Annotated in this window: 22 protein-coding genes and 1 pseudogene; 17 read left to right on the top strand and 6 right to left on the bottom strand. The window is 53.5% G+C overall.

All coding sequences use genetic code 11. The features are described from left to right. Positions 1 to 96: 96 nt before the first annotated feature. Positions 97 to 429: a heme-binding protein gene (locus MJ643_RS12445; RefSeq protein ID WP_103469122.1), complete on the bottom strand. Its 333-nt coding sequence runs from the start codon at positions 427 to 429 to the stop codon at positions 97 to 99. Between the two features lie 102 nt (positions 430 to 531). On the opposite strand from MJ643_RS12445, the gene MJ643_RS12440 reads away from it, so the two are divergent. The 5 genes from MJ643_RS12440 (at position 532) to MJ643_RS12420 (ending at position 7,073) form a co-directional block, all read left to right on the top strand. Then, positions 532 to 1,560 (top strand): LacI family DNA-binding transcriptional regulator, encoded by a 1,029-nt coding sequence (locus tag MJ643_RS12440; protein WP_103469121.1) that lies wholly within the window; start codon positions 532 to 534, stop codon positions 1,558 to 1,560. 241 nt (positions 1,561 to 1,801) lie between these two features. Continuing rightward, positions 1,802 to 2,524: a gluconate 2-dehydrogenase subunit 3 family protein gene (locus MJ643_RS12435; RefSeq protein ID WP_103469120.1), complete on the top strand. Its 723-nt coding sequence runs from the start codon at positions 1,802 to 1,804 to the stop codon at positions 2,522 to 2,524. A gap of 17 nt (positions 2,525 to 2,541) precedes the next feature. After that, positions 2,542 to 4,308 carry a GMC family oxidoreductase gene (locus tag MJ643_RS12430; RefSeq protein WP_103469119.1) on the top strand — a complete coding sequence of 589 codons (1,767 nt, stop codon included), beginning with the start codon at positions 2,542 to 2,544 and terminating at the stop codon, positions 4,306 to 4,308. An 8-nt stretch (positions 4,309 to 4,316) separates the two neighbouring features. Next, positions 4,317 to 5,636, top strand: coding sequence for a cytochrome c (locus MJ643_RS12425; protein WP_103469118.1), 1,320 nt, complete (start codon positions 4,317 to 4,319; stop codon positions 5,634 to 5,636). A gap of 111 nt (positions 5,637 to 5,747) precedes the next feature. Beyond that, positions 5,748 to 7,073, top strand: coding sequence for a carbohydrate porin (locus MJ643_RS12420; RefSeq protein ID WP_232099759.1), 1,326 nt, complete (start codon positions 5,748 to 5,750; stop codon positions 7,071 to 7,073). A 307-nt stretch (positions 7,074 to 7,380) separates the two neighbouring features. Here MJ643_RS12420 and MJ643_RS12415 read toward each other — a convergent pair. The 3 genes and pseudogenes from MJ643_RS12415 to MJ643_RS12405 form a co-directional block, all read right to left on the bottom strand. Then, positions 7,381 to 8,829 (bottom strand): annotated as a pseudogene (locus MJ643_RS12415) (IS66 family transposase); the annotation flags it as partial. A gap of 57 nt (positions 8,830 to 8,886) precedes the next feature. After that, complete coding sequence (tnpB, locus tag MJ643_RS12410; RefSeq protein ID WP_146050472.1) at positions 8,887 to 9,219, bottom strand: IS66 family insertion sequence element accessory protein TnpB; 333 nt, start codon at positions 9,217 to 9,219, stop codon at positions 8,887 to 8,889. Further along, positions 9,216 to 9,536 (bottom strand): transposase, encoded by a 321-nt coding sequence (locus MJ643_RS12405; RefSeq protein ID WP_103469116.1) that lies wholly within the window; start codon positions 9,534 to 9,536, stop codon positions 9,216 to 9,218. Before MJ643_RS12405 ends, tnpB begins: the two co-directional genes overlap by 4 nt. Before the next feature lie 344 nt (positions 9,537 to 9,880). On the opposite strand from MJ643_RS12405, the gene MJ643_RS12400 reads away from it, so the two are divergent. The 3 genes from MJ643_RS12400 to MJ643_RS12390 all read left to right on the top strand — a co-directional run bounded on the left by MJ643_RS12400 (position 9,881) and on the right by MJ643_RS12390 (position 13,033). Beyond that, complete coding sequence (locus tag MJ643_RS12400; RefSeq protein ID WP_103469115.1) at positions 9,881 to 10,783, top strand: type 1 glutamine amidotransferase; 903 nt, start codon at positions 9,881 to 9,883, stop codon at positions 10,781 to 10,783. Positions 10,784 to 10,877: 94 nt separating this feature from the next. Beyond that, the gene (locus MJ643_RS12395; protein WP_103469114.1) at positions 10,878 to 12,260 is read left to right on the top strand and encodes an aldehyde dehydrogenase family protein; all 1,383 of its coding nucleotides are present in this window, start codon (positions 10,878 to 10,880) and stop codon (positions 12,258 to 12,260) included. Beyond that, on the top strand, positions 12,257 to 13,033 hold the full coding sequence (locus MJ643_RS12390; RefSeq protein WP_103469113.1) for an N-formylglutamate amidohydrolase: 777 nt from the start codon (positions 12,257 to 12,259) through the stop codon (positions 13,031 to 13,033). Before MJ643_RS12395 ends, MJ643_RS12390 begins: the two co-directional genes overlap by 4 nt. An 84-nt stretch (positions 13,034 to 13,117) precedes the next feature. Here the strand turns inward: MJ643_RS12390 and MJ643_RS12385 are convergent, their stop codons facing one another. Beyond that, positions 13,118 to 13,663, bottom strand: a complete 546-nt coding sequence (locus tag MJ643_RS12385; RefSeq protein ID WP_103469112.1) for an XRE family transcriptional regulator — start codon at positions 13,661 to 13,663, stop codon at positions 13,118 to 13,120. Between the two features lie 328 nt (positions 13,664 to 13,991). After that, complete coding sequence (locus MJ643_RS12380) at positions 13,992 to 14,744, bottom strand: SDR family oxidoreductase (protein WP_103469473.1); 753 nt, start codon at positions 14,742 to 14,744, stop codon at positions 13,992 to 13,994. 359 nt (positions 14,745 to 15,103) lie between these two features. Between MJ643_RS12380 and MJ643_RS12375 the strand changes: the two genes are divergently transcribed. The 9 genes from MJ643_RS12375 (at position 15,104) to MJ643_RS12340 (ending at position 23,737) form a co-directional block, all read left to right on the top strand. Further along, complete coding sequence (locus tag MJ643_RS12375; protein WP_103469111.1) at positions 15,104 to 16,087, top strand: NAD(P)/FAD-dependent oxidoreductase; 984 nt, start codon at positions 15,104 to 15,106, stop codon at positions 16,085 to 16,087. Continuing rightward, the gene (locus MJ643_RS31560) at positions 16,088 to 16,408 is read left to right on the top strand and encodes a ferredoxin family protein (RefSeq protein ID WP_103469110.1); all 321 of its coding nucleotides are present in this window, start codon (positions 16,088 to 16,090) and stop codon (positions 16,406 to 16,408) included. Positions 16,409 to 16,470: 62 nt separating this feature from the next. After that, positions 16,471 to 17,850, top strand: coding sequence for a glutamine synthetase family protein (locus MJ643_RS12370; protein WP_103469109.1), 1,380 nt, complete (start codon positions 16,471 to 16,473; stop codon positions 17,848 to 17,850). 62 nt (positions 17,851 to 17,912) lie between these two features. Further along, positions 17,913 to 19,073 (top strand): cytochrome P450, encoded by a 1,161-nt coding sequence (locus MJ643_RS12365; RefSeq protein ID WP_103469108.1) that lies wholly within the window; start codon positions 17,913 to 17,915, stop codon positions 19,071 to 19,073. A gap of 13 nt (positions 19,074 to 19,086) precedes the next feature. Continuing rightward, positions 19,087 to 19,281: a ferredoxin gene (locus MJ643_RS12360; RefSeq protein ID WP_103469107.1), complete on the top strand. Its 195-nt coding sequence runs from the start codon at positions 19,087 to 19,089 to the stop codon at positions 19,279 to 19,281. Between the two features lie 147 nt (positions 19,282 to 19,428). Continuing rightward, the gene (locus MJ643_RS12355) at positions 19,429 to 20,166 is read left to right on the top strand and encodes a gamma-glutamyl-gamma-aminobutyrate hydrolase family protein (protein WP_158664648.1); all 738 of its coding nucleotides are present in this window, start codon (positions 19,429 to 19,431) and stop codon (positions 20,164 to 20,166) included. Positions 20,167 to 20,235: 69 nt separating this feature from the next. Further along, positions 20,236 to 21,687 carry an APC family permease gene (locus MJ643_RS12350; RefSeq protein WP_103469105.1) on the top strand — a complete coding sequence of 484 codons (1,452 nt, stop codon included), beginning with the start codon at positions 20,236 to 20,238 and terminating at the stop codon, positions 21,685 to 21,687. A gap of 69 nt (positions 21,688 to 21,756) precedes the next feature. Continuing rightward, positions 21,757 to 23,271 (top strand): aldehyde dehydrogenase, encoded by a 1,515-nt coding sequence (locus MJ643_RS12345; protein WP_103469104.1) that lies wholly within the window; start codon positions 21,757 to 21,759, stop codon positions 23,269 to 23,271. Positions 23,272 to 23,281: 10 nt separating this feature from the next. Next, positions 23,282 to 23,737, top strand: a complete 456-nt coding sequence (locus MJ643_RS12340) for an Lrp/AsnC family transcriptional regulator (RefSeq protein ID WP_103469103.1) — start codon at positions 23,282 to 23,284, stop codon at positions 23,735 to 23,737. Positions 23,738 to 24,866: the final 1,129 nt, after the last annotated feature.

Below are 24,866 nucleotides of genomic sequence, written 5' to 3'. Positions count from 1 at the left end.
TGGCTGAGTCACCCAGTCACTTTAAGTTTTTTTAGAACTCCCGTAACCAGCGGAGCTTGGGTAAGTGTGCTTCCGTTAGGCGTGGTACAGCTCGTTCTAGCCGAAGGCCATCCGCATGATCGTCGTCTGCCACAACAGCGGCCCCAGCCAGGCCCTTGACGCCGAGTTGGCCTTCTTGATCACCGCCTCGATGTAGCCTGGGGCGGCACCGTCCATGCGCTTGAAGGCCGGCCGGTAACCATTGGCGTCGGTCACCGCGATGCACTGGTATGCCTGGGCGTCGCCGGGCGGGGGCAGTTGGGAATACGTGATGTTGCTGATGGTGGTGTTTGCCGGGGTAATGGTGATTGGGGACGGCAAGTTCTCGCTGGATGGCTGGTTGTTGCGTCGGGGCTGGATGTCGCGTCGGTTGATGTGGCTGGCATTCAACGCTAACGGCGCAAGTCTGCGCGGGTAGGAGTGGAAAGCGGAGTAGGCGAAACTTTAGCAGGCATGGCAGACTCCGCACCTTTGGTTACTGGATGTTTCTAGGTGGACAAGATTGACCGTCGCCAAGGCATGGCTGATGTCGCCCAATTGGCCGGCGTCAGCCTGAGTACCGTCGACCGTGTGTTGAACGAGCGTGGCAGCGTTTCCGACAGCAAACGTCGCAAGGTGCTGCAGGCAGCCCAGGCGCTGGGGCTCAAACGCCTGCTGCCTTCTGCGCTGCATGGCTTGCTGCGCTTCGACTTGCTGCTGGTAGACAGCGCCACCGATCATTACCGGCGCCTGGCGGCTGCCTTTGTCAAACAGGCGCAGATGCACCGCTCGCGGCTGGTGCTGCAGCGCCATGTCTGGCAGGAACGCGATCCTCAGCAACTGCTGGATCTCATCAACCAGCCCAGGGTGCCGCGCCAGGGGTTGATCGTGGTTGCCCAGGACACCCCACAGGTGCGTGAAGCCCTTAGTGCGCAGGTCGCTGCCGGCGTGCCGGTGATACTGGTAACCAGCAGCCTGCCCGGGCTGGAAGGGGTGATCTACGCGGGGATCGACAACCATGTCGCCGGCCGCGCTGCCGGGCGGCTGATGAGCCAATGGGTTGCCCCGACCCATGGCCGTGTGCTGCTGGTCACCAACTCATTGCTCTATCGCGCCCATCAGCAGCGTGTACAGGGCTTTCTCGAGGTCATGGCCGAGCGGGCGCCGCAAGTCGAGGTGCTCGGCCCGGTGGAGTGCTTCGACGACAACCAGCTCAATGCCGCAACGATCAGCGAGTATCTGGCTCAGGATGCTGGGGTGGTCGGGCTGTACACCACCGGCAGCGGCTCGACGGGTGTGCACCAGGCGCTGTCCGGCCATGCCGGGCGGCTGGTCTGGATCAGCCATGAGGCGACTGCGCAGCATGCCGACATGCTCCGCGCAGGGCTGCTGTCGCTGGTGCTCGATCAGGACCCTGAAGGGCAGGCCGAAGCCGCCATCCAGCAACTGCTGTACGCCAACGGTGACTTGGACGCACCGCCACAGGTGTGGCCGCAGCTGCGTATGGTGATCGACGAGACCCTCCCGCCTGCCACGTGTTGAAGCTATTTTGACGTAAACACGTCAACGCTTCGATGGCGCGGCGTTATGTCGCGCCATAGACTGGCCCCGCTGTGATCGGCAGGTTGCCAGGTTCACTCCCCAGTACACCGCGTTTTTCGTTCATCCGCCCAGATCCCCATCGCCCCTGACGAGCCTGTCTGTGCTCGCCGTGTGCCTTTGCGCGCCCGAAATTCCGCGACCTGCCGCACGGATCCCCGTGATTGTCGATAAGGAGAACTCCATGAAACGTAGGGACGCCTTGCGTTCAATGGGTGCGTTGTTCGCCGCCGCTGGCCTGGCCAAGGTCGGCGCAGTGGAACTCAAGTCGGTGCCGCCGGAAACCGGTCTGAACCGCGAAATGCTGCCATCGCCGGTGATGAGCGGCGGCCAGGGCAATGTGTTCAAAGGCCAGGCCCGTGCCACCCTGACTGCCGTGTTCGACCGCCTGATTCCCCATGACGAGCTTGGTGCTTCGGCCAGCGAAGCCGGCTGCGTGGATTACCTCGACGCGCAGATGAGCGGCCCCTATGGCGAGTCGAAGGACCTGTATCTGGAGCGCCCGCTGCAGGCCGACGAGTCTGCGCTGATGGGCCTGACCATCAGCCTGCGCAGCCGCCGCGACTACACCCTGGCCGGCCTTGCGTTCATCGACCAGCACGCCCGCCAGCTGCACGGCCGCGCCTTCGCCGAACTCGACGGCGAGCAGATGGACGCTATTTTGCGCCAGCTGGACGAAGGCCGCCTGGACTGGGAAGGCGCCGGCAGCGGCAGCCGCCTGTTCGAATTCCTGCTGCTGAGCGTGCGCGAAGGTTACTTCGCCGACCCGCTCTACGGCGGCAACCGCGGCATGGTCGGCTGGAAGCTGGTGGGCTTCCCCGGCGCTCGCTACGACTACCGCCAGTACATCGATCGTCGCGGGCAGGACCTGGGCCTGACGCCCATCAGCCTGATCCCGGTGAGCTGAGGCCAGAGGAAACCAACATGGCAATTACACGTAAAAAAGCTGACGTAGTCATCGTCGGCCTGGGTTGGGCTGGCTCGCTGATGGCCGAAGAACTGACCCGCGCCGGGCTGGAAGTGGTGGCGATCGACCGCGGCCCGTGGCTCGACACTTCCACCGACACCCCGCCTGCCGTCGACCCCGACGAGCTGCGCTGGACCATCCGCCGCGAGCTGCTGCTGCAGCCGGGCGATTACACCCTGACGTTCCGCAACCACTCCGGCCAGACCGCGGTGCCGACCCGCGAGCTGAAAGCCTTCCAGATGGGCAAGTCGGTGGGCGGTGCGGGCTTCCACTGGGCCGGCATGGCCTGGCGCTTCTCCGAGTGGGACTTCCGTGTGCGCTCGGCCACCCTAGAGCGTTATGGCGCGAGCAAGCTCAAGGGCCTGGAACAGGTACAGGACTGGGGCATCACCTACGCGGATCTTGAGCCGTTCTACGATCGCTTCGAACGCATCGCCGGCATCTCCGGCATTGCCGGCAACCTGAACGGTGAGATCCGCCCCGGCGGCAACCCGTTCGAAGGGCCGCGCAGCCGCGAATTCCCGACGCCTGCGCTGAAGGATTCGCGGCTGATGCAGATGTACCGTGACAGCACCGCGCAGATGGGCCTGCACCCGTTCTACATCCCGGTAGCTCACGTTGGCGCGGCCTACGTCAACCCGCTGGGCGTGAGCATGGCGCCGTGCACCTACTGCGGCTACTGCATGTTCCATGGCTGCGGCAACTACTCCAAGTCTTCGCCCCAGGCCTGCGTGATCCCGGCACTGATGCGGCGCAAGAACTTCACCCTGATCACCCAGGGTTATGTGACGAAAATCCACAAGGCCGAAGACGGCAAGACCGCCACCGGCGTCAGTTACTTCGACGAGCAGGGCCGCGAGGTCATTCAGCCTGCCGATATCGTCGCACTGTGCTCGTTCACCTACGACAACGCCCGCCTGATGCTGCTCAGCGACATCGGCAAGCAGTACGATCCGGTCAGCCAGACCGGCACCATCGGCCGCGCCTACAACTACCAGACTTGCGCAGGCGCCCACGTGTGGTTCGAGGACGAGACTCTCAACCCGTTCATCGGTGCCGGCGGCCTGGGCATCCAGGTGGACGACTACAACGGCGACAACTTCGACCACAGCCAGCTCGACTTCATCGGCGGTGCCGGCTTGCTCACCGTTTCCCGCGAGGGCATGCCGATCGGCCGGGCAGGGCTGTTGCCTCCGGGCAGCCCGCGTTGGGGCAAGGGCTTCAAGCAGACCTACAAAGACAACTACCAGAACTACGGGATCATCTTCGGCCAGGGCACCTCGATGCCGGCCCGCGATGCCTACCTGTCGCTGGACCCCAACTACAAGGATCGCTGGGGCACGCCGCTGCTGCGCATGACCTTCGACTGGAACCAGAACGACCGCAACATGGCCCGCTTCATCGAGCAGCGCGCCGTCGACATCGGCAAGAAGATGGGTGCCAAGCACGTGCACACCTTCAACTCGGCCGCCAAGGCGTGGAGCCCGTACGACGAGAACTCCAACCACACCCAGGGCGGCATGGTCATGGGCGAAGACCCGCGTACCAGTGCGGTCAACACCTACCTGCAGAGCTGGGACGCGCACAACGTGTTCGTGGTCGGCGCTTCGGCGTTCCCCACTAACGCCGGCTACAACCCCACCAGCACCGTGGGCGCCTTGGCCATCCGTACGGCGCGGGCGATCCATGAGAAGTACCAGCACAACCCCGGTTCCCTGGTGTGAGGCCTGTCATGATCAACAAGAAAACCGCCCTGATCGGCGGCGGCGTGGTGGCCCTGGCCGGCGCCGTGATGCTCGGCCTGGTGATCCAGGCCAACTCCACCGCGCGCTCGCAGGTGGCCGATGACAGTGTGCGCCTGAGCGACTTCAAGTCCACTGACGCGGCACTGATCAAGCAGGGCGAGTATGTGATGCGCGGCGCCGACTGCGCGGCCTGTCACACGGCCAAAAGCGGCGACTTTGCCGGTGGCTACGTGATCGGCACGCCGTTCGGTGACATCCAGTCGTCGAACATCACCCCCGATCGTGAAACCGGCATCGGCAATTACACCCAGCGCGACTTCTTCAATGCCGTGCGTCAAGGGCAGGGCCGCCATGGCCTGTTGTTCCCGGCCATGCCGTACACCGACTACACGCGCATGAGCGACGATGACCTGCGCGCATTGTGGGCGTTCTTCAGCACGCTCGAGCCGAAGGCGCACAAGGTCGACGAACTGGTCGGCATGAACTTCCCGTTCAACCAGCGCCTGTTGATGGCGGGCTGGAACTGGATGTTCTTCGACAACAAGTCGTATGTCCTGGACCCGGCGCAAAGCCCCGAGTGGAACCGTGGCCGCTATCTGGTCGATGGCGCTGGCCACTGCGCCGCCTGCCACAGCCCACGCAACGCCCTGGGCGGGCCAATCGCTGCCCAGGCGCTTCAAGGTGACCTCCTCGGCACCTGGTTCGCGCCGAACATCACCAACGACCCGCACCAGGGCTTGGGCGACAGCAGTGTCGAGCAGATCGTCGACTACCTGAAGACCGGCAGCGACGGCGTTGCCGTGGCCAGCGGGCCGATGGCCGAAGCGATCGAGAACTCCACCCAGCACCTGACCGACCAGGACCTGCGCGCCATTGCGGTGTACCTCAAATCGTTGCCCGGCAACCCGCAGCCAGCACCGGCAGCGCTGGCCGGTAATGATGCCCGTATGCAGCGTGGTGGCCAGGGTTACGAGGTGCATTGTTCGGCCTGCCACGGCACGGCGGGCGAGGGTGTGAGCCACATGATCACCGGATTCGCCGGCAACAAGGCGATCCTCGCGGACAACACCGACACGTTGACCAGCGTGGTGCTGGGCGGAGCGCGGGCGGTGCATACCCATACCTACGTCACCGGTGCGGGGATGCCGGCGTTCGACTGGAAGCTCAGCGACGTCGAAATTGCCGACATTCTCACCTTTGCACGCAACAGCTGGGGCAACAGTGCGCCGGCAGTGACGGCGGAGGAGGTGGCGGAGATGCGCAAGCAGCTCGACTTGCCGCAGCAGATGCGCGCCAGCGTTCAGTAAATACCAGGTCCGGCCCTATCGCCGGCAAGCCGGCTCCTCCAGATCTTGTAGGAGCCGGCTTGCCGGCGATAGGGCCCTGACAGGCACCACACCAATAACAAAGAGAACATGATGTTTACTTTCAAATACCGCGTACTGCTGGTCGCCATGGCTTGCGCTCAAACGGCCCACGCCGCCGATCCCTTCGCCAGCGATTCCCCCTGGGCCCTGGGCGACTGGAACGGCACCCGCACCACCCTGGCCGAAAAAGGCATCGACTTCGAATTCGCCTACGTCGGCGAATTCGGCGCCAACCTCGGCGGCGGCTACAACAAGGACCGCAGCGCCAGCTACAGCGACCAGTACTCGCTCGGCGCCAGCTTCGACCTGCAGAAGCTGCTCGGCTGGCACGACGCCCGCTTTCAGCTGACCGTGGCTGACCGCAACGGCGACAACATCTCCAACGACCGCGTCGGTGACCCGCGTGTCGGCACCCTGAGCTCGTCCCAGGAAGTCTGGGGGCGTGGCTCGCACTGGCGCATGACCCAGCTGTACTACCAGCAGGCGTTCTTCGACCGACGCCTGGACATCAAGGCTGGCCGCTTCGGCGAAGGCGAGGACTTCAACAGCTTTGACTGCAACTTCCAGAACCTGACCTTCTGCGGCTCGCAGGTCGGCAACTGGGGTGGCATCTGGTACAACTGGCCGATCACCCAATGGGCGCTGCGGATCAAGTACCAGCTCACCCCCGAGCTGTTCGCGCAAATCGGTGCGTATGAACAGAACCCGTCCAACACCCAGAACGACAACGGCTTCAAACTCAGTGGTAGCGGCACCGAAGGTGCGGTACTGCCGGTGGAACTGGTGTGGCAGCCGCGTATCGGCGGCCTGCCGGGTGAGTACCGCGCCGGCTATTACTACAGCACCTCCGATGCCAAGGATGTGCTCAAAGATAGCAACGGTCAGCCGGCCGTGATCAGTGGCGCGGCTTATCGCAGTGCCTCGAGCAAGCACGGGTTGTGGCTGGGCGCAATGCAGCAGGTTACTCGTGAGGCAAGCGATGCGTCACGCGGATTGAGCCTGTTCGCCATGGCCACGGTGCATGACAAGAAGACCAGCAAGGTCGACCACTATGTGTCGGTAGGCGCGGTGTACAAGGGGTTGTTCGCGGCACGGCCGCAGGATGACATCGGCCTTGCAGTGTCCGAGGTGCATGTGAACCCGGCGTACCGCAAGAATGCGGCGCTGACCAATTCGGCCAATGGTATCGAGGATTACGATGACCCGGCTTACCTGCCGGTCCAGCAAATCGAGTACAACGCCGAGCTCAACTACGGTATTCACCTGGCCGAGTGGCTGACGGTGAGGCCGAACCTGCAATTCGTCCGGCACCCAGGCGGGGTGAGGCAGGTGGACGATGCCTGGGTCGGTGGGTTGAAGGTACAGGCGACATTCTGATTTCCATCATCACGTGCTGAAGGCGCAGGACAGAGGTAAGCTTTGCCCGTCAGCCTTTCTACAACAACTGCTGGGCGCCGGCCGTGGCCTAGGCGCGTAGGCTTGCCAGATCCAGTCCAATCAACTGGCCTGTGCACTTGACGATGCGGCCGTCCGCGATGACGGTATCGACATCGGCAGGGCTTGCCGACTGGACGATGCATGCCAACGAGTCGTTCACCGGAAACATCCGCAGCCTGCGGCTGTCGACAAGCGGCAGGTCGGCTCGCTTGCCTACAGTGATCGAACCCGTTTGTCTGCCACTGTCCAGCCGCGTCAGCACATCCTTGAGATAGGCATACGGATCATGCCCATTCATACGCGCTGTTTGGATCAGGCTCATGATTGCAGCTGCCCATTTAGCACTGCGCAGCGACCCGGCAAACAGCCGGTTCGAGCGTCCAAGTGCCCATGGCAGCATCTGATTCTCGACCTGATTGTTGTCGATGGGCACAGCCCCATCGCCCAGGTAGCGCGTCAGCGCTACCCAGCGTTTCAGACTGTAATCGAAGGCTTTCGCCGTAGCTGATCCGCTGGGCACCAGGTCGCGCTGGGCCAACATCCAGTCATGCAGTTTGTTGATTATCGGTGCCGCCATTTCCTGCCGTATTCGCCAACGGTCATCATCACTCATGTCTCGCGCTTGGAGTTCGATCTCGTACAAACCGCTGATCGAGTGCAGCGCCTGTTCGGCCAACTGGCTTTTGTTCGCCACGTGCAGATCGAAAAACCTGCGACGGGCGTGGGCCATGCAACCGATTTCAGTGATGCCTTGCTCAAAACCAGCTTTGTAGCCTGCGAAGTCATCGCAGACCAACTTACCGTTCCAGTTGCCTAGGAAGTTACGCGCATGTTCGCCAGCACGGCTTGGGCTGAAGTCGTAAACCACCGCTTTTAGCGCCGAAAATGGCGTAGTGCTGTAGGCCCAGACGTAGGCCCGGTGCGTTTTCTTCTCGCCTGGCGCAAGCATTTGCACCGGTGTTTCATCGGCTTGAATCACGCCCTGGTTCAGCATGGCTTCACTCAGTGCATCGACCAGCGGCTGGAGCCGCACGCCGGTTTGCCCAACCCGCTGCGCCAAGGTCGAACGAGCTATTACCAGCCCGGCACGGCCAAAGATTTTCTCCTGCCGGTACAGCGGCAAGTGATCGGCAAACTTGGCCACCATTACGTGGGCCAGCAAGCCTGCGGTCGGGATACCTTTGTCGATAACCTGCGCCAGCACCGGCGCTTGGAGCAGGGCTTCGCACTGGCGGCAAGCCCACTTACCACGCACGTGTTGCTCGACGGTAATCACGCCCGGCGTGTAATCCAGCTTCTCGCTGACGTCTTCGCCAATGCGCTGAAGTTGGCAGCCACAGGCGCACTGAGTGTTTACGGGTTCGTGACGAATCACGGTGCGCGGAAACTGCGGCGGCAATGGCGCACGTTTCAGGGATTGCCGTGGTTCGGCTTGTGGCGAAGCTGGAAGGAGCCGTTTCAGCTCTGCTTCGATAGCTGCAAGGTCTGTGTCGAGCAGATCATCCAGAAAGCTGCCTTGCGCTGGGCTGATCTACTCGCTGCGCTTGGCAAACTTGTGGCGTTTAAGAAGGGCGATTTCGTAAGTGAGTTGCTCGATGATGGTTTCATCGTTCTGGATCCTCCTGCTCATCGCCTCAACTTGGGACTGCAATTGCAACGCCTGTGCCGCCAAGTCACGAAACTGTTCCGGGGGCATCTGGTCGAGGTTGAGCGGGAAGGCCAACGACAAGCAGACAGGTCAAATGGCCGGCGATTAAAGCATGCTGATCACACCACCTAAGCCGACTCGCTGCCACGGCAACCGCAGTACCAGCGCCTGGGGTTGTTCACTGTCGAGTTCGACCTCGCAACCATGGCGAATGCCGGGCCAGTGAAACTTGCCTTGATTCAGTCGCCGCGCGGCAAGCCAGATACCCACGCCATTGTGTACCAGCACTTTCATCCGGTTGGCCCGGCGATTGGCGAAATAAGCGCAGTGCGGCTTCGCCGCACCGAACACCGCGATCACCCGGGCTAATGCGGTTTCGGTGCCAGCGCGCATATCCATCGGCTCGGTGGCCAGCCAGATCGCATCGATGCGGATCATTGGGCCACAGCCCGGATAAATTGCGCGCAGCCCTCAGGATCTGAGACTGGCCATTTCACCGTGATCAATTGCCCGGCGATGGGCAGTTCGATGACCACTGACACTTCGGCTGGCCGTTTAGGGGCGGTCTTCAGCGGGACGAATGCTGGTAGCGAGGTTGTCGCGGGCTGATCTCGATAGAGCGGCATCCATTTGCGGATGACGTTGGCATTGATGCCGTGGCTGATGGCGACACTGGACTCAGTTGCGCCAGGTTGCAGACATTCCTGAACGACCTGGGCCTTGAATGGTTTGGGATAAGAGCTTCGTTGGCGCATGGAAATCCTGGCGATTACGGGTAATCGCGTCCGCTTAAAAATATGCGGACACCATCGCCCTTAACGCAGGAGTTCGGAAGGTGAGTTCGCCGGATGCTTACCAGCTACGGGCTGCATTCCAGCTCCTTCATGTAAACACCGGTTTACAAAAGCCAGCCTTTCAGTGTGGTTGCTTCGTTGCCCGACCGGCAGCTCCTACGGATGTGTTGACTTTTGATCGCGTGTTTCGTATAAGGAAACACGAGGTATTTTTGGATACGCCGGCGACGCGAGAAGTTACAGGTGCCGCTGGCGGTGAAGCTGGATATTGATGAGTGGTGTACGACCACACAGAAGGTATCGGAATGAAAATCCTTGTGGCTGAAGGGAATGTGCAGTTCGCTCGTGAGTGGTACCGATCGATAACGGGAGAGACGCAAGGCGAGCAGTACGCTTCAGTGATCAAATCACTGAGCTCAAATATTCAGGTAGACATCTTGAATCTACCGGATAGCGATCAAAACTCGCTGCTCGACTTTGATAGGTATGAGGGTATCGTACTAACTGGTTCATCATTGAATGTATATAACCAATCTCCCGAAGTGGAACGCCAAATAAAATTTGCGCGTCGTGCCTTTGATTCGCAGGTTCCGTTTTTCGGATCTTGTTGGGGGCTTCAAGTGGCTAACGTGGCTGCTGGCGGCGAAGTAGAACTGAATCATCGCGGGCCAGAAGTAGGAGTCGCTCGCAGAGTATCTCTCACAGATTTAGGCGCTCAACATCCTATGCATAAAGGGCGTAAAACTTCCTTTGATGCTTTAGCAATTCATTCGGATCATGTCACACGCCAGGCCGAAGGCATGAGTGTTACGGCTACTAACGAGATTAGCGAAGTTCAGGCGGCGGAAATTTTATATAAAAATGGCTGCTTTTGGGGTGCGCAGTTTCACCCAGAGTACAGTTTAAATACTCTGGCAGATGTATTGGGTATGTACGATCAAACGCTGATATCAAATAGAAATTTATTTTTGGGTGGGAAAGAATTCAAGGGCTACATTGAGGCGCTGCGAGTTCTGCACAAAGACTCTAGTCGTCAAGATATTGCGTGGCAGTTAGGTTTAGATGGTGACATTCAAGACGATTTTAGTCGAAGCTGTGAAATCAGAAATTGGCTTGAAACCAAGGTGGGGGCCCCAGTAAGGCAAAAAAGTGATAGATCTGTATTATTCAATTACAGCTATCTAGTAACAGCTACATTGCCGTATTGAGTGCTCGCTCGGTGAGAGTCTACGGCCTCGCTAAGCGCGTTGATGGATGTCTACGATTTTCAATGTACAAACAAAAACAAAATGAGGAAATCCTATGTCTAGTTACAAAATCGTTTCGCCTATCGATGGAATGCCTTTTCTGTCAGGTAACACTGCTAATGACACCGAGGTAGCTGCAGCCTTAAATTCGGCAGAGGAAGCATTCCAGTCTTGGCGATTCTCCTCCAAGCGCGAACGAGCAGACCTGGTAATTGCGCTGGCAGATGAGCTGATTCGGCGGTCGGATGAGCTGGCCAAGGCTGTATGTGTATCGATCGGGCGGCCAGCCGGTCAAGCTAACGAAGCGCCTAGATTTAAGAATGTGACTTTGGCGCAGATCGAGGCTCTTGAAGAACTCTTGGACGAGCGATACCCAAGTGACGAGCAAGTGACCCGATTCGTGAGACGGTATGGACAAGGCGTACATCTTTCGATTGCCCCCTGGAACTATCCTGTAGGATTGTTACCTTGGTTGATCGTAACGCCAATCTTGGGTGGCAATACAGTTATCTTGAAGCATGCTGCTCAAACGACTCAAGTAGGGCGTATAGTCAGAGAGGCCTATAAAGCTATTAATGGACCGGCTGGCGTTCTGCAGGTTCTCGAACTTGAACATCGCCAAGTCGATAGCATCATCAAGTCCGGGCGAGCGAAAGGAGTTAACTTTATTGGCTCTGTTAGCGGTGGGCTTTCAGTTCATGCTGCAGCTGCAGGAACACTGACTCATGTCCATCTGGAATTGGGTGGCAAGGATCCGGCTTATGTTCGTAAGGACGCAGATATTGAGCTTGCTGTGGCTGAGCTAGCGGATGGTTGTTTCTCAAATGCAGGCCAGTCATGCTGTTCGGTTGAGCGGATCTATGTGGATAGCAATATTCAAAACGATTTCATCGAGTGTTTCCGCAACGAAATGCTCAAATATCAGATCGGAAACCCAAATGACGCCAGAGCAACTGTCGGACCTGTTGTAAAAGCTTCGGCGGCTGAGTTTATCAAAAATCAGATTAAACAAGCAGTGCAGATGGGCGCTGCATCTTTTGAGAGCCCCATGCTTGACCTGGATGTAGCAGACCAATCTGCTTACGTGCGGCCGACTCTCCTTACGGGTGTCACTTCTCACATGGAAGTAATGCGAGAGGAAACATTTGGTCCAATCGCTTGCGTTCAAGTCGTTGCCAATGATGACGAAGCTATTCGTCTCATGAACGACAGTCAGTTTGGCTTGACGGCTGGAATCTGGACGCGTGATCAGGAAAGTGGATTGCGCATTGCTGATAAAGTTGACGCAGGAACAGTGTTTGTAAACCGTTGCGATCATGCAGACCTTTATTTGCCTTGGGGCGGGCTGAAAAACTCGGGTATCGGACGAGGAAATGGTAAAGAGGGGCTGTTAGGAGTGATGGATGCTAAGTCTTTCCACGTGAGAAAGCTGTCATGAGTATTGATGCTTTAGAGCCCAACATACTCGCGCGCTATGTTGATGCTGCGGTAGAAATAATTCCAGGAGGCGCAAATGCGGAAATTGTCCTGATCTGCGAACACGGTGGTAGCGCGGTACCGTCTGCTTGGAATAACTTAGGTTTGCCTGAGGCTTTATTTGCCACGCATTATGGACAAGATTTAGGTTCGAAAGAACTGACGCTGAGTGTTGCCAGGCGATTAGGCGCGACTGCAGTTGTTGCAAATTATTCACGCTTGTATTTGGATTACAATAGGAAGTTTGATGATCCCGACTGCATTAGGTTAGATGTGGGCGGCATCCCGATTCCGGCTAACATAAATATAACTGAGCGTGATAGAAAGCTTCGTGAAGATATCGCGCGCAGGCCTTTAGAGCGCGCGATTGCAAGTTGGATGGAGGGCACTTTATCAAAGGCTAAAGTAGCCGTTTCCATTCATTCATTCACGCCGGTCTGGTATAATAAATTTCGCTCGTGCGAAGTTGGCGTGATGTGGCGTGATAGTGAAGCATTCCCTGCTAATCTACTCCAAAAAATCGCAGAGCAGGATGTCTATCGTGTCGATGAAAACCAACCATATAGCTTCAAGGACAGTGATTGGTTTACGCTCGATCGGCATGGTTTATCAATCGGGGTCGCAAACGCGTACATTGAGGTGCGCAACGACCTAATTGATACGAAAGCCAAGTTGGAATCGATGTCTGCAGTACTTGCTAAAGCAATTATACGTTCCGCATCAGAGTTTAAGTAAGCTAACGCAATGTTGTCAGAAGCGGGGTCAATTTATTGATTCCGCTTTTTTTATTGTCAAGCACAAAACTCTCAGACGTCTGGATTAAACCATGCTATTGATCATTAGCACGTCCACGGTCCCTTCCGGGGCTACGTACGCATGGGGCTGCTCTGAGTCAAACAGAACGCTCTCACCCTCGTTCAAAATAATTGGGTCGTAATACTCGCTCAGCAGTTGGAGTTTACCTCTAATTACGAAAATGAACTCTTGACCTGGATGCTGACGCCAACCACCAACTTCTTCAAAAGATTTGGCGGTGATTGTGACCTTCCAGTAAAGATTGTGATCCTCTTTGAAGTCGGCACAGAGGCTTTCAAGTCGCATGCCTTGAGTGGACTGTACTTCGGCGGAGTTGTTTCGAGTAATAGTACGCCTGCCGGTTGCTTTCGGTTTGCTTGATGATAGAAAATTCGATGCAGGGACTTTGAGAATGTCGGCAATCCGAAGTGCGACGCTTACGGTAAGCTTAGTTTTACCTGTCTCAATTTTGGACATTTGCGAAGCTGAAATACCGAGTTCTCGAGCCAATGAACGAAGGCTCATGCCTCGCAGGTTACGCTGTTCACGGATCTGGTTGACAATAGACACCTTAATGTTCCTACTCAATTATGCCTAGCGAAAATCGCTGAAATGTGAGCTTTATAGCACAGGATTTCCTAAATCTACAAATTATTCCATTTAGGAAACTCGATTGTCGCCCCATGCGTCAAGCATCGAATGCAGCGGGCAAATTGCATCGAAACGGTGCAGGCTAGAGGGGAGGTGTGGATTACTGAACAGTGACCGAGCAGTCATACTCAAATGCTAACGTATTGATAAAAAATAAAATTTTTTAAATTAAAATGTTACAAAAAGACGGGGGCTGCTTCAGCCCCCGCCCAGTCAATCCGCGCCTTGACGGCCGAACAAGTACCTTTTAATACTTGAGCATAAGACCGCCATCGACAATCAAGTCTGTGCCAGTGATGTAAGCCGATGCGTCAGATAGCAAGAACATAGCTGCATTCGCCATGTCGGCGGCTTCACCGACCCTACCCATGGGGACATAGTCAGCTGCGTTCTTGAGCTTCTCAGGTGAATCCCAGCGTGCCTGCATAGGGGTATGGGTGATACCTGGATAAATAGTATTGGAGCGAATCCCTTCAGCGGCTAACTGCATTGCAATTGATTTGGAGATCGCTGGGATACCAGCTTTAGAGGCTGCATATGCGTCTTGAGGAGCGGTGTCGCCACGCAAGCATTGGACAGTGGAGAAGTGCACCATTGAGCCGCCGCCTGATTTCCGCATGTAGGGAACAGTCGCTCGGATCGTATGCACCAGGGTTTTCAAATCGATGTCCATGACCTGATCCCAGACATCCAAATCGATATCAAGCAGCGACACATCCTTACCGAACCACAGTACACCTGCGACGTTGGCCAGGTAATCAATGCGGCCGAATCGATGATAAGCATTTTCAACTGCTTCGTTGACGAAGCGTGGGTCGGTCAAGTCGCCTTTTGCAAACAGGACCTTGTCAAAGCTGGCCAGCTCTTCAGGCATGTCTTTGACGTCAATTGCTAGTACCGAGGCGCCTGCCTCGAGCATTTTTTTTGACAGAGCCAAACCCATACCGCCACCTGCTCCAGTCACAACTGCCACTTTGCCAAAGAAATCGTAGTTAACCATGTCCACTCCCGCTTGATTGTTGTTCTGCATTCACAAGCTCAGATGATCCAGGGATGCCGGAGTTGAGCTATTGGTGTTTCCAGTGTGGAAACATGTTTCTTTTTATAGAACCTGGTGTGTTCTGTCAACACGCGCTTTGCGGAGCAATGGGTCAGTAGAAACGGTCGATACCATGCGCAAATGAGAGGTATTCGCATGGGGATTGCTGTGCTAGAGCTGGCAAAAATACGGCGATGTGGGCTAACTGACTGATTATTGGAGGGAAAAAAAATATGCTACAAAGCCGGCAAAAAAGTCTTGTCGTGAAACATGTTTCCAAATAGGATACACAAAACAACGACAAAAAGGGTGGCCGGATTATGAGCAACTCCAAGGAATTCGATCTAGTGATTGTGGGCGCGGGCCCGATTGGGTTGTATGCCGCCTACTACGCGGGTTTCAGGGGCCTTAAAACGGCCTTGTTCGACGGGTTGCCCCAGGTTGGTGGGCAGGTGGCAACCATGTACCCTGAAAAGCTGATCCATGATGTAGCGGGTTTCCCTGCCATCAAAGGCAGTGATTTCATTTCGAATCTGCTTGAGCAGTCGCGGCGGCAAGAATATGAACTGCATCTCGGTGAACTGGTTGTCGATCTGGTAGCGGAAGGTGATGGCTATGTACTCCAGACCGACCTCGGTGAGACTTACCATACAAAGGCAGTTGTACTTGCCGCCGGACTAGGAAAATGCACGCCGCGCTCTCTACCTGCATTGGAGGGTGTTCACTCTTCAAACGTAATGCATTTCATTTCAGAGCTCTCAGCGTTAGACAACAAACACGTAGTCATCGCGGGCGGTGGTGATAGTGCTGTCGACTGGGCAAATGCGGCGGCAGAAAGAGCTAAGTCAGTCACCGTTATACATCGTCGCGCACGCTTCCGAGCTCACGAGGCGAGTGTCAAGGAGATGTACAAAAAAGGTGTGCGAGTCATCGCCCCAGGCGAGGTTGTCGCTTACCACGAGGAGCAAGGACTCGAGTTCTTGGAAATCACGGGTGCTAACAATGAAAGTAAAGAAATTATTTCTTTTGACAAGTTTATTGTTGCGCTTGGGTTTCATTCGGATCTGGGCCCAATTGCTGAGTGGAAAATCAATATCGATGGTTTCAGGATTCCTGTTAAAGAGGATATGGAAACCAATATGCCACGCATATACGCTGTTGGCGATGTAAGTGAGTATCCAGGCAAGGTTCGGTTGATTGCTGTTGGGTTTGGAGAGGCAGCTATCGCTGTGAACCATGCTGCAGCTGCGATTTCTCCTGAAATGTCGGTTTTACCTGGCCATAGTACAAATGAGGTGAGCTAAATGCCTTATGTAATTACAGATGCTTGTATACAAAGTCGTGATCAAGCTTGCGTCGACGTATGTCCAGTAGATTGCATCTATGAAGCGAACAGCCGGCTATGGATTCAGCCGGACGAATGTACTGAATGCGGGGCTTGCGAGTCCGTATGTCCGGTAGAGGCAATTCACTACGTGGATATGTCGAGTGATAGTTCAGATCTGATTGAAGCTCGACAGTTCTTTGAAGAACCTCTACCTGGTAGAGGGGAAGTGATAGGTAGCCCGAAGGGGTCGCAAAAGATTGGAAAAATCCTGAGTGATCACCCAAGGCATCATGGTTGAGGTAGAAAACTAATAGCTGAGTTGTGCTAGTGCTCAGTCGGAATCTGAACAGGACATGCAAAATGAACAAAGACAACAATAAAGATCTCCTGAAAGTCCGTGAGTTTATTGAACGAAATAACATCGATACGATTCGGGTTGGAGCCGTTGATATTGATGGTGTCTGGCGAGGTAAGCAAGTTGGAGCTGAGTATTTTCTGGAACGAGTCGCCGTTACCGGAACTCAGGCTTCAAACGTATTGTTTGGATGGGATGTAACTGACACGTTGGTTGATGGCCTGTCTTATACAGGGTGGGACTCAGGCTATCCTGATATTTGTTTTATTCCAGACCTCAGTACCCTATCTCTTGTGCCTTGGCAGGCTAGAACTGCTTCAGTGATTTGTGATTTTTATACAACTGCCGGCAAGCCGTTATTTCTCTGCCCGCGGGGCATTTTAAAGCGTTCGATTGCTAAAGCAAAAAACATGGGCTACCAGTGCTTTGCGGCTTATGAGTTTGAGTTTTATCTAATTGAAGGCAGCGCTGATGATATTGCAGATAATAATTGGCAAAATATCGCGCCAGCCCGAAAAAGTGGGCACTGCTATAGTATGCTTCATTACTCGAGTTCTTCCGATGTCATGGGTGAAGTTCGCCAGTTTATGCGCGAAGCGGGCATACAGCTGGAGGCAACAAACAGCGAGCATGGACCAGGACAATACGAAGTCAACATCAAATATGGCGATGCACTCCAAGCAGCCGATGATGCGATTTTCGTGAAAAACGGCATCAAAGAGATTGCAGCTAAGCATGGCTTGGTTGCTACCTTCATGGCAAAGCCAAATGCAGAATGGGCAGGGTCTTCAGGCCATGTACATATGAGCCTGGCAGACGGTAACGGCGAGTCGCTGTTTGCAAACCCAGAAGATCCAGGCCAACTTTCGGCTCTTGGGAAGCATTTCTTGGCAGGCATGGTCAGCCATGCAAGAGAAATGTCCGCCATTTTTCTTCCCACCCTCAATTCTTATAAGCGTACTGCGGGTGCATCTTGGGCGGGCGGAAATGCTTCATGGGGGTTCGATAATCGAACCGTCTCACATCGCGCAATCACTTCTGCAGGTAGTGCAGCACGTGTCGAAAACCGCATTCCAGGAGCTGACACAAATCCGCACCTGGTGGTTGCGGCAATTCTTTTATCGGGTCTGGAAGGCATACAGAAACAGCTAAACCCGAATGAACCGATCCTAGGTAATGCTTATCACGTCAGCGCTGAGAAAGCAGATCCACTTGCGACTTCTCTGGAAGAGGCGGCGCGGCTCTTTAGTCAGAGCGAGACGGCACGTGAGATGTTTACCCCGGAATTTGTTGATCACTATGTACAAATGAAGAAATGGGAGCTCAGGCAGAACGCGGCGTTTATTACTGACTGGGAGCTTAAGCGGTATCTGAGCATTATTTAAGTTAGGAAATATCTGCCGTCGTCGATCTGGGCGGCGGCTAAAGAGTAGCGAGGAATGATGGGATGAGCGACGTAAATAAAATTGCTGAAAATTTTGATTTTCATGGCGAAGCACTAGACAATATTTTTGATACGTACGCAGCGTTGCGTAACGGTTGCCCAGTTGGACGCAGCAAGCACTATGGCGGTTTCTGGTTTTTGACCAAAAGTGACGATATCTTTGCCGCAGAGCAAGATCCTCAGGCATTCTCTGTTGCCCCGTCGATGATGGTCCCTTCCGTATCTGAAGGAATTCAGCTGCCTCCAATCGACATTGATCCGCCAGAACATACAGCCTATCGGCGAATCTTGCTGCCTTTGTTTACTCCACAAGAACTCAAAAAACTAGAGCAACCAATTCGAGATACTGCTCGAAGCTTGGCTGAAGAATTTGCTAAGAAAGGTAGCGGTGCTGACGCCTCGTATCAATATTCTCGACCATTGCCGACTATCATCTTTAGTCGTCTAGCTGGCTATCCAGAAAGTGACTGGCCAAAGTTCGATAAATGGGTCGATGACATTATTTATGAGCGGGTAGAAAAACCTGAAGTTGCTCAGCAAGCATGCAGAGATGTCTTTGCATACTTCGGGGACCTTCTCGATAAATGGGAAGATCCAGGTGAAAATCAGACCCTGATGGACTATCTCTGCAAGGCTAAGTTGGATGGGCGTCCACTGACCCGCGACGAACTTCTTCGCTATTGTTATCTGCTTTTCCTGGCAGGACTCGATACTACGGCATGGTCCATTCGAGCCGGTTTGTGGCACCTCGCAAATAACGTTGAGGATCAGCGCAAACTTCGTGAAAATCCCGAGTTGATCCCCATGGCCTGTGAAGAGTTTCTCCGTACATTGTCTCCAGTTCAAGTGATGGGGCGAACCTGCCTGAAGGACACCGTGATCAGAGGTCAAGAGATCAAGGAAGGTGACCGCGTCATGTTGGTCTTTGGCGCGGGCAATCGTGACGAAGAAATCTTCCCGGATCCAGACAAGATTGATATCGGGCGCCAAGAAAATCGTCATTTGGCTTTTGGCGGTGGTATCCATCGTTGCCTGGGTTCAAACCTGGGCCGTCGTGAGCTCGTTGTAGGGATCGAAGAGTTCCTGCGAGCCGTACCTGAGTTTCGCCCTGCAGACCCTAGTGAAAAATGGCATGGGGTCGGTCCGCTGAAACTCGCTTTTTGATGAGGGGTTAACTATGAAAGTTCAAGTTGATGAAGCTCGCTGCCAAGGTCATGCACGTTGTGTTTATTTTGCTCCGGAAGTATTTGAAATCGATGACGAGGGTTATGCAAAAGTAAAGCCTGGTTTTGAAGATGTCCCGTCAGAGCTACAGGATAGCGTAAAGAAAGCCTGCGCTAACTGTCCCGAATTGGCCATCAAAATTTCCTGACAGTGAGGGGCAGGGTTCGTGGTGATTATCCGAGTTTTGATTTGTGACGGTAATACCAGGGAAGATAGGGCGTCGTTCACTGAGTACACCGGGTGTACCCCAAGCGAGCATATAGCTGGGCTGCTCTTGGCTATGGACAATGACATAGTGATCGAAATCGTATTTCCGGCGGACCCTGATCCTGTGCGAACGCTCCCTTTGCATTTGTACGACGGCATACTCTTCACCGGATCAAATTCACACATTTATGATGGGCAGCCGAGTACTGCCAGGCAGTTGGATTTTGCGCGTAAAGCTTTCGCGTCCGGCGTACCGCTTTTCGGTATTTGTTGGGGGTTACAACTCGCCGCTGCAGCTGCTGGAGGCCGGGTGGGTCCTAACCGGGCAGACTATGGGATATGTGAGACGCCATTCGCTGCTGGTATCCAGCTCACGGATGCCGGAACGAAACACCCAATGCATAAGAGCCGTAACCTGCGATTCGATGAGTTTTCCTTTCATTCCGATGAGGTGATTGAGTTGCCTCAAGGTGCAGTTGTTACGGCTCGAAATGGAAAGTTCATACAAGCTGCTGAAATCAAGTTCGATAAGTCGATATTCTGGGGTGTTCAATACCATCCTGAACTTTTGGGAAGGGACCAAGCTGGATACCTTCGTGAAAGCGCAAAGTCGCTAGTTGCAGATGGGACGTTCGATAGTCTTAAAAATGTTGAGGAAATTGCAGCATTAATTGAAGGCTATAATCATGAATTAGATTCTCCTCGCTTGAATCAGCTTTGCTGCGGAGTTGACATGACACTGTTTGAGTACCGGCCGCTTGAATTAATAAACTGGCTGCAGCACCTTGTGATTCCTCGGGCCGCGAGCGACCGCGCTATTGGGTAAGGATGCCTCAACTCACAATTCCGTAAATGTGTGAAGAATGTTACGTATATCGTTAACGGAGAATAAGAAATGACTTCACCAAATGTTGAGCGCTCTGAAGATCCCGGAAATAAACAGCTGAAAGGGAACTTGGGGCCTATCGGAATCGCAATGATGGTGGTTGCCACTGCAGCACCACTAACGGTAATGGCTGGTATAAGTCCTCTCGTTATTAGTTTTGGTAATGGTATTGCGGCTCCGGTTGATGCCTTAACAGTTGGTTTTGTCATGCTGCTGTTTTCGGTTGGATTCGTTGCGATGTCTAAATACATCGACAATGCAGGAGCTTTTTATGCTTACATTCTGAAAGGAATGGGGCGAGTATTTGGCTTGGGTGCAGCTTCTCTGGCTGTATTTTCATATACACTCGTTTTGATAGCGCTTGAAGCCTATCTGGGGATCGTACTTAGCAATACATTTTCATCGTTGACTGATATGCATGTTCCATGGTGGGTCTTCACTGTAATGGTCATCGGTTTTGTTGGGTTTCTTGGCTATAGGAATGTGGAGCTCAGTGCCAAAGTTCTTGGTGTGGCTTTGGTGTTGGAGATTTTAGTTATTATGTTTGTCGATTTGTCCGTAATTATTAATACGGCACACGGTGGTTTTTCGATCGAGCCATTTTCTGTGTCTGAGGTACTGTCCGGATCACCTGGCCTTGGCTTGCTATTTACAATTTTCGGATTCATTGGGTTTGAGTCAACAGTTGTTTATAGAGAGGAGGCGGTTGATCCAGAGCGCTCTATTCCGAAAGCAACCTATATCGCTGTGGGGTTTATCTCATTGCTCTATTGCGTCTCCTTTTACTGTGTTGTAACGGGTATTGGTCTGGATAAAGTAGTTGATGTGGCGACGCATAATCCTGAAGGCATGTATCTTGATTTGGTGTCCACTTACTTAGGTCATGTCGCAAAGGACGCAGCTCAACTCCTCCTGATTACAAGTCTTTTTGCCGTCGTGATATCAATTCATAACATCGTAGCGCGCTACAAGTACGTGTTGGGCTCTTGTGGTGTTCTTATGGCACAGTTAGCTAGGGTCCATGATGTGCATTGCTCTCCATATGTTGCCTCGGCTGTTCAAACTATCGTGTCAATTATTCTGATTGCAGCGGCAGTTTTACTCGGTCTTGACCCAGCAACCGAAGTCTATGCTACTGGCGCCGCAGCTGGCACGCTCGGTTATATGATGATCGTTGTGTTGGCTTGCTTGTCGGTAATTCTGTATTTCGCACGGCACCAGGGCTTGGGAAGCGCTTGGAAAACAAAATTTGCGCCAGGTCTCGCATTTGTGGCGCTTAGCGGCTTTCTTTATATAGCCCTGATGAACTTGTCAGCCCTCACAGGTTCGGAAGGGAGCTTGGTAAACACACTGATTATTGTAGCCCTGGCAGTTGCGTTTCTTATAGGAAGTCTTGGTGGGATAGTTATGAAAATAAAGGCACCGAAACGGTTTGATGCGATTTTGGATGCTATGCGTTGACTTGTGCCTGCGCCACCGTTAGCCACGGCTTCGGTGGCGTATCCAGCTCCTCTCCATTAAGGGAAAACCATGGACGCACTTGCTAGGCATCCGATTTATGCACAGTATTGGCATGATAAGGCGCGACAGCAGCCGTATGAAGGTCGTTGTTTCATAAATGGTAGGTTTGTTGAAGCCCTTGACGGAGGGGTTTTCGATTGTTACTCACCTATTGATGGGCGGTTTTTGGCCCGTATCGCGTCAGGGAAATCTGCGGACGTAGATCTTGCAGTTGCAAGCGCTAGAACTGCATTTGAAGACAGGCGATGGGCCGGAATGCCTCTCATCATGCGTAAACAGATTTTAAACAAACTGGCGAATCTGGTGCTTGCCCGCAAAGACGAGCTAGCCCTTTTAGAAACCATGGATATGGGAAAACCAATTTCTTCTTCATGGAACGTTGATATCCCCGCCGTCGCGCAGTGCTTCCAATGGTACGCAGAAGCCATAGACAAACTCTACGAGGACATCGCACCTACCTCAGATGGACACTTGGGAATGATTACGAGGGAGCCTCTAGGCGTTGTCGGGGCCATTGTGCCCTGGAATTACCCTTTACTTACGGCTGCTTGGAAAGTCGCTCCAGCATTAGCAATGGGAAATTCGGTAATCCTTAAGCCTGCTGAACAGTCACCACTGACAGCCATTCGATTGGCTCAATTAGCGATTGAAGCCGGGGTTCCTAAAGGGGTCTTGAATGTGGTGCCGGGGTTAGGGCGTACTGCGGGAAAAGCTCTAGCCTTGCATAATGATGTTGACGGAATACTCTTTACAGGATCTACGGCAACTGGCCGTTTGTTGATGGAGTATTCCGCCAGAAGTAATCTTAAGAAAGTTAGCTTGGAGTTGGGTGGAAAGAGTCCATCAATTATTCTTTCGTCGTACTCGGATATCGAGAAGGCGGCTTCAATAGTTGCAGAAAGGATGTTCAGCAATCAGGTGCAAACTTGCATCGCACCCTCAAGATTGATCGTGGAGCGTTCTGTACATTCGCGAGTTGTTGATGCAGTGATGAAGGTTGCCGAAATGATGCAGCCAGCGGACCCGCTGTCACCTGCCACTCGTGTAGGAGCAGTGGTTGATGCTCGCCACGCTGATCGAGTGATGGGTTACATAGAACGGGCTGTTACAAGTGGTGCTCAACTTATCACAGGGGGGCAGCGTGCATTTGTGGAAACTGGCGGATCTTATATTGTGCCAACGATTTTTGACAATGTATCGAACGACATGGAGATAGTTAGGGAGGAAGTTTTTGGGCCTGTCTTATCAATAATAACTGTAGACAGTGCCACTGAAGCGGTCGCTGTCGCCAATGATACGTCCTATGGTCTCGGGGCAGGAGTTTGGTGTGATAAGCTTTCTGAAGCTCATCAGATTGCAAAAAAATTGCGGGCTGGAGTTGTATATGTTAACTGCTACAATACATGCGATTTAACGACGCCTTTTGGCGGTATAAAACAGTCAGGGCATGGTCGAGATAAATCTATGCGTGCTTTTGATGAGTGCACTTCAGTTAAGACGACTCTAATGGATATTAAAAATTGAGCAGCTGTCAATGAGTAATTCACCTGCTGCTGTCGACTCCATTGATCGGCTAATCATAAAGGCTCTGTCTGTTGATAGTAATGTTAAGCTCAAAGCGCTTTCCAAAATTGTTGGGTTATCATCACATGCGTGTAAGAATAGAGTAAGTAGGCTTTTGACTAATGGTGTGGTTAGGAGGTTTTCACTGGATGTTTCTATTGCGGCACTGGGGTTCGGTGTTGAAGCCATCTTACGAATCCGTCCAGAAGCAGGTGAGAGGGAAAATGTTTATAATATGCTAGTGCAGATGAAGAATGTTACGCATTTTGATACAGTTGGCGGTGACTATCCGTTCCATTGTCGTGCGTGCGCAGCCAGCTTGGAAGAGTTGGATAATAGACTTGATAGTATTAAAAAATATGCCTACGTAAATGTTGATGTGGTGATTACTTCGCCATTCAGTTCGCGTATCCAAGGGCTTTTATAGTGGTGATTAGTTGCGTAGGCTGGGAATTGTTCTTGGCTCAGTCGCATTCATAGTCGATTTATTTAGACAGCCCTCGTTTGCTACGATGTGGTTCCGATGCTTTTCGATTTTTCTTAATTTGTAAGATCGGTATGGGAATTGATACCGCCAAGAGATATAAATCGAGTCGATTGCGACTGCGGTCGTAATGGCGCTACCAAGAGTTCTCCTCCATCGTAGACAGGTCAGGACTGCTTCATTGAGATCGTGTCGAGTCTTTTCAAACAGGCGATCGAGATCTCGGTCTCCATCTCGTGTTTCAAATAGTTTGCGGAGTTGTTCTGCGTCGTTCAGTTTCCTGGGAGCCCAGCCACCGTACGAACTGTGATTCCGCACATTGAGTTGTCTCAAACTTGGTGCTGCCTTACAGCTATCGACCGATTACTAGGCGATGCCTGACCATGAGCGACAATCTTCCAGAATACATAGTATGCCTATTTTCTGAACTGTCTCCCTTATTTATGCAATCAAAGGTTGGCTGTTTCTGGTGATAATGGCTATTGCTTCACCGGTAAGGGCAATCATGCTTTGTGTAGTTGCAATGGAGGGTATATGGCTTTTAGGGCTGTTGCCCTTCGATATATGGCAAGCCACTGGCCCGCTCTATCCAACGCTTTGGAGAAATCCCAGCCCATCGTTTCAAAGCATTAGTAAAGCTCGAACTCTCTGTATAGCCAAGAATCTCGACGTGTCTTGAGATACTCATTGGGGTTTTCTATGTAGTAACAAGCGAGCTTTTTGCGTACTGAGTCGAATAGGCTGGAGAAGGTATGCCCTTCATCTTTGAGTTGACGGGTCAATGTCCAGATCTTGAGCCCTAAGCGGTTCGTCACCTGCTCGATGCGTGGCACTTCAGTATGGATGAACTCTACGATTTCGAATCGGACTCATACGTCCACGGTAAAGAGCACCGAGTTGGATAGTCGCAACACACTGAAGCTTTGTTCAGCGATGAGAAGGACCTGGGGATCCGAAGCGTTCAAAATCAAGGCGTTGGAGTTCTGTTAAAATCGAACTTCGGTATGAAAAGCTTTCTGATAATCGTGCCCGCACTCTGGTCGGCCATGGTGAAGTGCACATCTAGCGGTGA

The sequence above is a fragment of the Pseudomonas sp. PNPG3 genome, from assembly GCF_023093815.1.
Classification (GTDB): domain Bacteria; phylum Pseudomonadota; class Gammaproteobacteria; order Pseudomonadales; family Pseudomonadaceae; genus Aquipseudomonas; species Aquipseudomonas asiatica.
This window is presented reverse-complemented; position numbering and strand designations above follow the sequence as displayed.